General features: G+C 68.1%; 8 protein-coding genes. 7 read left to right on the top strand and 1 reads right to left on the bottom strand.

Translation table 11 applies throughout. The annotated features are described in order from the left end of the window. A partial coding sequence (locus G3N96_RS36870; protein ID WP_206140288.1) for an alpha/beta fold hydrolase occupies nucleotides 1–486 on the bottom strand: 486 nt, incomplete at its 3' end. A gap of 315 nt (nucleotides 487–801) precedes the next feature. On the opposite strand from G3N96_RS36870, the gene G3N96_RS36865 reads away from it, so the two are divergent. From G3N96_RS36865 to G3N96_RS36835, 7 genes are all read left to right on the top strand, one after another. Further along, nucleotides 802–2,820: a sigma-54-dependent Fis family transcriptional regulator gene (locus G3N96_RS36865; RefSeq protein WP_124585578.1), complete on the top strand. Its 2,019-nt coding sequence runs from the start codon at nucleotides 802–804 to the stop codon at nucleotides 2,818–2,820. Between the two features lie 330 nt (nucleotides 2,821–3,150). Continuing rightward, nucleotides 3,151–3,225, top strand: a complete 75-nt coding sequence (gene pqqA, locus G3N96_RS36860) for a pyrroloquinoline quinone precursor peptide PqqA (RefSeq protein WP_006485436.1) — start codon at nucleotides 3,151–3,153, stop codon at nucleotides 3,223–3,225. Between the two features lie 61 nt (nucleotides 3,226–3,286). Beyond that, complete coding sequence (pqqB, locus tag G3N96_RS36855) at nucleotides 3,287–4,210, top strand: pyrroloquinoline quinone biosynthesis protein PqqB (RefSeq protein ID WP_124585580.1); 924 nt, start codon at nucleotides 3,287–3,289, stop codon at nucleotides 4,208–4,210. Nucleotides 4,211–4,212: 2 nt separating this feature from the next. Continuing rightward, nucleotides 4,213–4,932, top strand: a complete 720-nt coding sequence (gene pqqC, locus G3N96_RS36850) for a pyrroloquinoline-quinone synthase PqqC (RefSeq protein WP_039369437.1) — start codon at nucleotides 4,213–4,215, stop codon at nucleotides 4,930–4,932. After that, on the top strand, nucleotides 4,929–5,210 hold the full coding sequence (gene pqqD / locus G3N96_RS36845; RefSeq protein WP_039369440.1) for a pyrroloquinoline quinone biosynthesis peptide chaperone PqqD: 282 nt from the start codon (nucleotides 4,929–4,931) through the stop codon (nucleotides 5,208–5,210). Before pqqC ends, pqqD begins: the two co-directional genes overlap by 4 nt. Nucleotide 5,211: 1 nt before the next feature. Further along, nucleotides 5,212–6,351 (top strand): pyrroloquinoline quinone biosynthesis protein PqqE, encoded by a 1,140-nt coding sequence (gene pqqE / locus G3N96_RS36840; protein WP_206140287.1) that lies wholly within the window; start codon nucleotides 5,212–5,214, stop codon nucleotides 6,349–6,351. 243 nt (nucleotides 6,352–6,594) lie between these two features. Beyond that, a partial coding sequence (locus G3N96_RS36835) for a hypothetical protein (RefSeq protein WP_206140286.1) occupies nucleotides 6,595–6,816 on the top strand: 222 nt, incomplete at its 3' end.

Genomic DNA, 6,816 nt, shown 5'->3' with positions numbered 1-6,816 from the left:
GCGGACTTCGCGGGGCGACGTCAGGAACAGGCCGCGCAGCACGACGCCGGTCACCCGCGCGGGATGTGTACCCGCATAGGCGAGTGCGAGCGCGGCGCCCCACGATCCACCGACGACGCCCCAGCGCGCAATGCCGAGCTGTTCGCGTACGGCCTCCAGATCGGCGATCAGCCGCGGGGTGCTGTTGTGGCGCGTGCCGCCGCGCGGCGCGGAGGCGCCTGCACCGCGCTGGTCGACGAGCACGACGCGCACGCAGGTCAGGTCGAACAGCCGCAGGATGCCGGCCTGGCTGCCGCTGCCGGGCCCGCCGTGCAGCACGACGACCGGGTGGCCGTGCGCGGCGCCGGCCACGGCGAACGCGATCGATTGGGCATCGCGCCGCAGGCGGTGGACGGCGAGGACGGCGGGGACGGCGGGCGGCGCCGGTGCATCGGGCAACGCCCGCATCGCGGGTGACGGCGTGGATCGAATCGGGCGGCGTGTCATGTCGATAAGGCTCGGTGTGGAGTCGGCGCAACCGTCACGCGCCGCACGGGTGTCCGGGCGGTGGCCGGGGCTTGATCTGCGACAAAGCCAGAAACGCGCCAGCCGGGAAGATCAGGATTCGCACGGGTAGTCACGCGTCCGGAAATCGCGGTATCACGAAGCCGGTCTGTTGCGCGACGCACATGCACGGGTGTGCCCGGACCATATATTACGTTCTGCTTTCAATTCGAGCGGCGACGTTGGCGTGGCCCGATGCTTGCTTGCAATGACGGCAAAGAGTCCGGCACATGACCGGAAGGATCCCCGGAGGAGACAATGCGCGATGACGTAGAGCAGGCGGCCGGAACACGGGCCGCGCATCCCGCCGGCTGGCCCGCGCCGTCGATTCAGAAAGCCCACGAGCGGTCCGAGACATTCGGCCTGCAGGTATCGGCCCGGCCCGACTACGATGTGCTGCCGAGCTCGGCGCTGGTGCTCAAGCGAGAGCAGAGCCGGGTGCTGTGCGTGCACGCGATGCCGGTGATGGAAACGCTGCACGAGCAGATCGTCAACACGCAGAGCATGATCGTGCTGACCGACGCCGAAGGTCTGATCCTGCATTCGATCGGCGACGACGATTTCCTGCGTCGCGCGGAGAAGGTGGCGCTGCGCCCGGGCGCGAACTGGGCGGAGAACCGGCAGGGCACCAATGCGATCGGGACGGCGCTTGCCGAACTGTGCCCGATGGTTGTCCACGGCGACCAGCACTTCCTGGCGGCGAACCGCTTCCTGACCTGTTCGAGCGTGCCGATCCTCGATCCGTACGGTGATGCGATCGGCGTGCTCGACGTGACGGGCGACCATCGCAGCTATCACCAGCACACGATGGCGCTCGCGAAGATGTCGGTGCAGATGATCGAGAATCATCTGTTTACGACGACCTTTCAGGAGACGCTGCAGGTGTCGTTCCACGGCCGTCCTGAATTCCTCGGCACGCTGATGGAGGGAATCGTCGCGTTTACCGCCGACGGCCGCTTCCTGTCGGCCAATCGCAGCGCGCAGTTCCAGCTCGGCATGCCGCTCGCCGCGCTGCGCGCGCACACGTTGTCGTCGCTGTTCGACATCACGAGCGCGCAGCTGATCGACCGCATGCGCGCGAGTACCGACCGACACCTGACGCTGAATCTCGGCAACGGCGCGGTGGTGTGCGCGCGCGTGCACTTCCGGCGCGCGACGCTCGCCGAAGGCAGCCGGCCGACGGACGTCCACGATGCGCTCGCGCCTGCCGCCCGCGCGAATGCAGTGCCGGCGCCGGCCGCCGGCACGTCGGCCGGCCTGTCGCGGCTCAACTATCTCGACACCGGCGATGCGCAGGTGGCCTGCGTGATCGCGAAGGTGCGCAAGGTGATCGGCAAGGACATCCCGATCCTGATCACCGGCGAAACCGGCACCGGCAAGGAACTGCTCGCGCAGGCGATCCACAACGACTCGCCGCGGCGCGACGCGCCGTTCGTCGCGGTCAACTGCGCATCGATTCCGGAGACGCTGATCGAGTCCGAGCTGTTCGGCTATGAGGAGGGCGCATTCACCGGCGCGCGCCGCAAGGGCGCGATCGGCAAGCTGCTGCAGGCGAACGGCGGCACGCTGTTCCTCGACGAAATCGGCGACATGCCGTATCCGTTGCAGGTGCGGCTGCTGCGCGTGCTGCAGGAGCGCCTCGTCAACCCGCTCGGCTCGACGAAGACGATTGCCGTGGACATCGCGATCATCTGCGCGACGCACCGCGACCTGCGCGACATGATTGCGCAGAATCGCTTTCGCGAAGATCTCTACTACCGGCTGAACGGCCTCGTGGTGCGCCTGCCGCCGTTGCGCGACCGCACGGATCTTGCGGTGGTCGTGCAGAAGATGCTGCAACGCGAGGCGTTCGCGGGGCCGGGCCGGCCGCCGCTGACCGTCGCGCCGGACGTGATGGCGCTGTTCGTGCGCTGCACCTGGCCCGGCAACTTCCGCCAGCTCGGCAACTTGCTGCGCACGGCGGCGGCGATGGTCGACGACGATGGCGAAATTCGGCGCGAGCATCTGCCGGACGACTTCTTCGACGACCTGCATCGCGGCGATGCGCAGGCCGCCCAGGTCACGCACGAGCCGTCTGCCGGACCGTGCGTCGCGGATGCGTTCCCGCCGGCCGACGCGCGCCTGCAGGACGTCGCGGCGTCCGCGATCGCCGCCGCGCTCGCACGCCATGGCGGCAACGTGTCGGCCGCGGCGCGCGCGCTCGGCGTCTCGCGCAACACGATCTACCGGAAGATGCCGGCCGCCGACACGGAGCGCCGCCCGTCGGACGAGAACTGAAGCGCCGGCCGCGGGATCCCGGCCGGCGTACTGCGCGCCCTGTCACGACCGGTGTGTCAAGTTGCAACACCGGTGTTCAACGATTCAACACCTGTCACACCCCTCGCACCCCCCGCCGCGGGCGCGGAGGATCGCGCGCGCACGAATCGTGTCGGCTATTCGTAAGGATGGCATTCCGATGCCCGAACGACGGCCTCATGCGGGCGCCGGACGGCCGACGCGAGGTTTCGGCACGCTCCTTGCTGAAGAGGAACCGACCGCCCGATTTCCGCGGTTGTTCGACTCACCACGCAACGCATCAACTCATCAGCTCAATCAGGAGACACCATCATGCAGTGGACGACACCGTCTTACACCGACCTGCGCTTCGGCTTCGAAATCACGATGTACATTGCCAACCGCTGATCGCCGTGCGTGCCGCCCGTTTCGCCGTGATCGGCGCGGGCGGCCTCGGGAGCTGACGCCCATGAAGATCAAGATACTCGGCTCGGGAGCCGGCGGCGGCTTGCCGCAATGGAACTGCAATTGCGCGAACTGCCGCCGTGCGCGCAGCGGAAGCGGCCACGTACTGCCGCGCACGCAGTCGTCGATCGCGGTCAGCGACGACGGCATCGACTGGGTCCTCGTCAACGCGTCGCCCGACATTCTTTCCCAGTTGCGCGCGGACCCGGACCTGCAACCGGCGCGCGCGATCCGCGACAGCGGCATCGCCGCCGTCGTGCTGTGCGATGCGCAGATCGATCACGTGACGGGCCTGCTGATGCTGCGCGAGCGTTCGACGCCGCTGCCGCTCTATGCGAGCGCGCCGGTGCTCGACGACCTGTCGACCGGCTTGCCGCTCGTACCGCTGCTCGGCCATTACTGCGGCGTCGCCGCGCAGACGATCGTGCCCGGCGAGCCATTCGACGTGCCCGCCGCGCGCGGCATCCGTTTCACCGCGATTGCCGTCGACAGCAAGGCGCCGCCTTATTCGCCACGGCGCGCGTCGGCCGCGCCCGGGGACAACATCGCGCTGTCGATCGAAGACGTCGCGAGCGGCCGCCGCGCGTTCTATGCGCCGGGGCTCGCGACGGTCACCGACGACGTGCGTGCGGCCATGGACGGCGCCGATCTTGTGCTGGTGGACGGCACGTTCTGGACCGGGACCGAGATGATCGATCTCGGCCTGTCGGGCAAGCACGCAGCCGACATGGGCCACCTCGCGCAGTGCGCGGAACACGGGCGGCCCGGCATGATCGACTGGCTCGACACGCTGCCCGCGCGTACGCGCAAGGTGCTCACGCACATCAACAACACGAACCCGATTCTCGATCCGCATTCCGTCGAGCACGCGCACCTGCGCGCGCACGGCATCGACGTCGCACACGACGGCATGCAATTCCAGGTCTGACGATGAACGCACCGATCCCCGCTACGGCGTTGCACGCGACGCCCTGGACCGCGACCGAATTCGAGACGCGCCTGCGTGCGCTCGAATCGCGCTACCACATCCATCACCCGTTCAACCGGCGGCTCAACGGCGGCGCCTGTTCGCCCACGCAGATCCGCGGCTGGGTGGCAAACCGCTTCTACTACCAGATCAACATCCCGCTCAAGGATGCGGCGATCCTGTCGAACTGCCCCGACCGCGACACGCGGCGCCGCTGGATCCAGCGGCTGGTCGATCACGACGGGCAGGGCGACAACGAAGGCGGCATCGAGGCATGGGTGCGGCTCGGCGAGGCATGCGGTCTCTCGCGCGCCGAATTGTGGTCGCTCGAGCACGTGTTGCCCGGCGTGCGGTTCGCGGTGGATGCATACGTGAACTTCGCGCGGCGCGCGCCGTGGCAGGAAGCGGTGTGCTCGTCGCTGACCGAGATGTTCGCGCCGCAGATCCATCTCGACCGCCTCGCGGGCTGGCCGTCGCATTACCCGTGGATCGAGCCGGCCGGGCTGCATTACTTTCGCAGCCGCGTGCCGCTCGCGCAGCGCGACGTCGAGCATGGCCTCGCGGTCACGCTGCAGCATTTCACGACACCGGATGCGCAGCAGCGCGCGCTCGGCATCCTGCAATTCAAGCTCGACATTCTCTGGTCGATGCTCGACGCCGTCGAAAGGGCCTACCCGCTATGAACGCGATCGAAGCCGCCAGCGGCGTGCCGCTGCGCCCTTGCCTCAGTGGCATGTACCGCCTGCAGTGGGAGGCGGCCCAGGATGCCTACGTGCTCCTCTATCCGGAGGGCATGGTCAAGCTCAACCCGAGTGCGGGCGAGATTCTCGCGCGTTGCGACGGCACGCGCGAACTGGACGACATCATCGGCGAACTCGAGCGCCTGTTCAGGCAGTCGGATCTCGCGACCGACGTCTATCGTTTCCTCGATCACGCGCGGCTGCGCGGCTGGCTCGACTGACATGGCAGCCGACACTTCCCGTCCATCCGCGCCGCTGTGGCTGCTCGCGGAACTCACGTACCGTTGCCCGCTGCACTGCGCGTTCTGCTACAACCCCGTCGACTTCGCGGCGCACGGCGCGGAACTCGATACCGATGCATGGCGCACGGTCATCGGCGATGCGCGCGCGCTCGGCGCCGCACAGATCGGCTTCTCGGGCGGCGAACCGCTGCAGCGTGACGACCTCGAGACGCTCGTCGCGCATGCGCGCGGGCTCGGCTTCTATACGAACCTGATCACGTCGGGCGTCGGGCTGAGCGTTGCCCGCATCGAGCGGCTCAAGGCGGCCGGGCTCGACCACATCCAGTTGTCGCTGCAGGATTCGACGCGCGAGCTGAACGATTTCCTGAGCAGCACCCGCACGTTCGAACTGAAGCGCGGCGTTGCGCGGCTGATCAAGGCGCACGGCTACCCGATGGTGCTCAACTGCGTACTGCATCGCTACAACCTGCCGCACGTGGGACAGATCATCGAGATGGCGCTCGATCTCGGCGCCGATTACCTGGAGCTCGCGAACACACAGTATTACGGGTGGGCGATGCTGAACCGCGACCAGTTGATGCCGACCGTCGAACAGGTGCGCGAGGCCGAGGAAACGGTCAACCGCTATCGCAAGCTGGTGGGTGAGCGCTGCAAGATCCTGTTCGTCGTGCCCGACTATTTCGAGCGGCGACCGAAGGCGTGCATGAACGGCTGGGGCTCGGTGTTCCTGGGCGTAGCGCCTGACGGCACCGCGCTGCCGTGTCATGCCGCGCGGTCGCTGCCCGGACTCGTGCTGCCGAACGTGCGCGACCGTTCGCTGCGGGAAATCTGGTACGACAGCGACGCGTTCAACGCGTTTCGCGGCGACGGCTGGATGCGCGAGCCGTGCCGCACGTGCGACGAACGGCATGTGGACCACGGTGGATGCCGATGCCAGGCCTACCTGCTGGCCGGCGACCCGAAGGAGGCCGATCCGGTGTGCGAGAAGTCCGCGCACCACGGCCAGGTCGAGCAGGCCGTGCAATTCGCGCGACGTTGCACGCCACGCGACGAACAGCCGCTGATTTTCCGCAGCCGGGAGAATTCGCTGGCGCAATGCGGAGCCGCGTGCGATTGCTGAGCGCGCGCGGCGACGACGGCGGGCGTAAACGAGGCAGGGCGAAGCGATGGAGACCGTGGCGATCGATACGCAATCCTCTTCATATAGGCGATTGGGTACGTGCACGCGACGATCGTTGAAGGCCGGATGGCGGGCGCGATGAGTACGGCTGCCTTCGATGCGCGAGCGGCGGGCGGCTCGTATCGATTCGCCCGCAATCGTTCCCGTCGTCGCGGAATGTACGTCGCGTCGACCGTGGCCGCCGTGAGCGTGCTTCATGCAGGCGTATTCGTCCTGCTTGCACGCGAGCCGGCCGTGCGAAGCGTGCCCGCGCAGCGGCAGGTGATGGTGGCGACGCTGATTGCGCCGGAACCGGCGCGGGAGGTATCGACGGTGACGACTGCCGCGACGCGGCCGAAGGCGGCGTCGCACACGACACGTCGGGCGAATGCCGCGGCCCGATCGTCAGCGGGCAGCGCGGCGCAA

The organism is Burkholderia sp. Se-20373 (assembly GCF_017104705.1).
Lineage (GTDB): Bacteria > Pseudomonadota > Gammaproteobacteria > Burkholderiales > Burkholderiaceae > Burkholderia.
This window is presented reverse-complemented; position numbering and strand designations above follow the sequence as displayed.

What these genes read in the sequence shown, in the direction of transcription:
- G3N96_RS36865 (WP_124585578.1), top strand. Translation starts at nt 802, where the DNA reads ATGCGCGATGACGTAGAGCAGGCGGCCGGAACACGGGCCGCGCATCCC.
- pqqB (WP_124585580.1), top strand. Translation starts at nt 3,287, where the DNA reads ATGAAGATCAAGATACTCGGCTCGGGAGCCGGCGGCGGCTTGCCGCAA.
- pqqC (WP_039369437.1), top strand. Translation starts at nt 4,213, where the DNA reads ATGAACGCACCGATCCCCGCTACGGCGTTGCACGCGACGCCCTGGACC.
- pqqD (WP_039369440.1), top strand. Translation starts at nt 4,929, where the DNA reads ATGAACGCGATCGAAGCCGCCAGCGGCGTGCCGCTGCGCCCTTGCCTC.
- pqqE (WP_206140287.1), top strand. Translation starts at nt 5,212, where the DNA reads ATGGCAGCCGACACTTCCCGTCCATCCGCGCCGCTGTGGCTGCTCGCG.